Source organism: Acidovorax facilis, from assembly GCF_023913775.1.
In the GTDB taxonomy this organism is placed as follows: domain Bacteria; phylum Pseudomonadota; class Gammaproteobacteria; order Burkholderiales; family Burkholderiaceae_C; genus Acidovorax; species Acidovorax facilis.
On sequence record NZ_JAMXAX010000299.1, the window covers coordinates 1 to 1,153 of the forward strand.

General features: G+C 58.7%; 1 protein-coding gene. It reads right to left on the reverse strand.

All coding sequences use genetic code 11. The annotated features are described in order from the left end of the window. Nucleotides 1-98 precede the first annotated feature (98 nt). Nucleotides 99-1,085 (reverse strand): IS5 family transposase, encoded by a 987-nt coding sequence (locus NFX52_RS30290; RefSeq protein ID WP_055392823.1) that lies wholly within the window; start codon nucleotides 1,083-1,085, stop codon nucleotides 99-101. Nucleotides 1,086-1,153: the final 68 nt, after the last annotated feature.

Genomic DNA, 1,153 nt, shown 5'->3' on the forward strand with positions numbered 1-1,153 from the left:
GATGCCTGAACTAAAACAGCACTCGCTTTGAGTAATGAGGCTTGCGCAGCGCACCCAGCAGGCGTTTGGCGAGGGCCATTGCCCCTATATCGGAGGCTTTACGCCCCCTGCACGCGCACCTGCCCCATGCAGGCCAGCAACTTGTGCCTTGCCATCCACAGATTGCCCAGCGCAAACAGCGTGACGATCTGCGCCGTGTTCTTCTTGAGCCCACGATAGCGCACCTTCACGTACCCAAACTGCTGCTTGAGCACCCTGAAGGGGTGCTCCACCTTGGCCCGGATGCTGGCCTTGGTGCGCTCAAGTTGATCGATCAGCACATCCACAGGCTTGTCCTTGTCCAAAGCCCGGCGCAATCCTGGACGCATGGCCACATGCCAGCGCACCGCAGCTTTGGCATCGGGCCGCTTGTCTACACCTTGATAGCCCGCATCGCCAAATGCATCAGTTTCTTGCCCGTGCAGCAAGCTGTTGGCTTCTATCACGTCGTTCACATTGCCACTGGTGCCGCGCACGCTGTGCACCAGGCCTGAATCCGCATCCACGCCAATGTGAGCCTTCATGCCAAAGTACCACTCGTTGCCCTTCTTGCTTTGATGCATCTCGGGGTCTCGTGCCTTGCCTTCGTTCTTGGTGGACGTTGGTGCCGCAATGAGCGTGGCATCCACCACAGTGCCTGCTTTGAGTTGTAGCCCTTTGGCCTGCAGCAGGGCATTGACGGTGGCTAGGATCTGATCAGCCAACTTGTGGCGCTCCAGCAGATGCCGAAAACGCAGGATGCTCGATTCACTGGGAATGTGTTCGTCCCAGTGAGACAGGCCGGCAAAGTCCCGAAAGGCTGGCACGTCGTGCAGCGCCTCTTCCATGGCTGGGTCGCTTAGCTTGAACCAATGCTGCATGAAATGGATACGCAGCAGGGTCTGCACTGCAAAGGGCTGCTGGCCCCGGCGTCCTATCTCTGGGGCGTAGGGCTCAATGAGCGAGACCAACTCGGCCCAGGGCACCACCAACTCCATCGCATCAAGGAACTCGCGCTTGCGGGTGCGCTTGGTGGTATTGCTCAGGCCCAGGCTGCTTTGCTTCATGGCCTTATTGTCTCGGCTTCAAGCCTTCGTAAGCACATTACGCAGGGATTTGTGCAGAGGGTCCCTAG

Bases quoted from the DNA above. Each gene is read 5' to 3' on its own strand.
- NFX52_RS30290 (WP_055392823.1), bottom strand. From the start codon at position 1,085: ATGAAGCAAAGCAGCCTGGGCCTGAGCAATACCACCAAGCGCACCCGC.